The sequence below is a fragment of the Vibrio ouci genome (assembly GCF_004551525.1).
GTDB lineage: Bacteria > Pseudomonadota > Gammaproteobacteria > Enterobacterales > Vibrionaceae > Vibrio > Vibrio ouci.
This window is the reverse complement of record NZ_SATR01000189.1, coordinates 1-1,478: the sequence shown is the minus strand read 5'-3', so window position 1 is coordinate 1,478 and position 1,478 is coordinate 1. Positions and strand designations below refer to the sequence as shown.

Below are 1,478 nucleotides of genomic sequence, written 5' to 3'. Positions count from 1 at the left end.
TCACCCGTCGTCGGGTTGTCATGCCCCATTTCCCATATCGCTGTCGTGGTCGTGTAAGGGTGACACCACTGCGCATCGGGAATAGGCGCACTCATCTGATAACGGTAACGGGACTTCGGTAAAATCGGGGTAGGGTATTGATAGCAAAAATTCCAACATTCCAAGTGATGATGCGCATACATACTCAGAACGTTGGCATTGGCCTGCGCCTCACCTAACAGGCGCCTGTATTTGGTTAGGTTATTTATACGCTGTCCTGCGCCCATCTGTGGCGCTTTCAGCAGCAAGAGCAGCCAACCCTCGCAGAGTTCATGTATATATACACATGTGGTTTGGCGATAATGTCAAAGTGAGAATTAGCTGTTTTTTTGCGATGCGTCACGTTTTAGATATTATCAAAAAAACAAATATTATGGCTAAGTTGGGCTTTGTTGCTTAATTCAGAGAGAAGACATGCCTGTCCCATCGTACTTAATTCTTAAACGATATACTGAGTTTCAGGCATACCTATCCCAGTTAGTTTGTTGAGTGCTTTGATCATCGCGTAAGTCTCACCAACCTGAGCATTATAATTTCTTAGGCTTAATTTCCCACCTAGTAGCTGTTTTACTCGGTACATTGCTGTCTCTGAGAGTGAGCGCTTGTGATAGCCATAACGCTTTTTCCWCTTCTTGTTGGAGCCGTAGAGCTTTTGACAACCTACGGCTAAATTGCGAGGGTGTCCTTGTTCCCAGAATGTAGCTCCTTCTCGTGGTGGRATAAGCGKAACCGCTCGCTTAACCCGTATTGCATCATGACAATTCCTTGTGTCATAAGCACCATCACCTGATATTTCAATGATTTTACGATGGGTCTGCTTGAGTAAGTTGGGGAGCACTTCGGCATCGGTTACGTTAGATAAACTCAGCTCTGCTGCGACGATTTCGTGAGTGCTGGTGTCTACCGCTAAATGCAGTTTWCKCCAGACTCTGCGMTTCCCATCAGTACCATGCTTCTTAACCTTCCATTCACCTTCGCCATAAACCTTGAGGCCTGTGGCATCAATGGCCAGATGTTGTATTGCTCCTCTGGTTTTAGGTCTAAATGAAACCTCCACTTCCTTAGCTCGGCGGCTTATACAGGTGTAGTGCGGGCAAACAAGTGGGATGTTAGCCAACTTAAATACAGAGTCTAGAAAACCTTGCAGCGCTCTCAATGGCATAGAGAAAACGCGTTTCACCATCAGTGCGGTAGTAATGGCTAAGTCGCTGAATCGACGAGGTCTACCGCGCTTGCCTTGTTTGTTTTGCTTCCACTCGGCTATCGTATYCTCATCAATCCAAAAGGTCAGAGAACCACGGTTGATTAAGGCTTTATTGTACTTTTTCCAGTTAGTTGTTTTGTAACGGGGTTTCGGCATGAGGCTACGACGATTGATGGGTGTAGCCGATCAGATCATAGCTTCTTGATTTAGTTCCATTGATTTAAGCAACAAAGCC

General features: G+C 45.8%; 1 protein-coding gene and 1 pseudogene. Both read right to left on the bottom strand.

Translation table 11 applies throughout. The annotated features are described in order from the left end of the window. Positions 1–146: pseudogene (locus ELS82_RS25010) on the bottom strand (TraU family protein); the annotation flags it as partial. 332 nt (positions 147–478) lie between these two features. Next, positions 479–1,399 carry an IS5 family transposase gene (locus ELS82_RS25005; RefSeq protein ID WP_134837774.1) on the bottom strand — a complete coding sequence of 307 codons (921 nt, stop codon included), beginning with the start codon at positions 1,397–1,399 and terminating at the stop codon, positions 479–481. Positions 1,400–1,478: the final 79 nt, after the last annotated feature.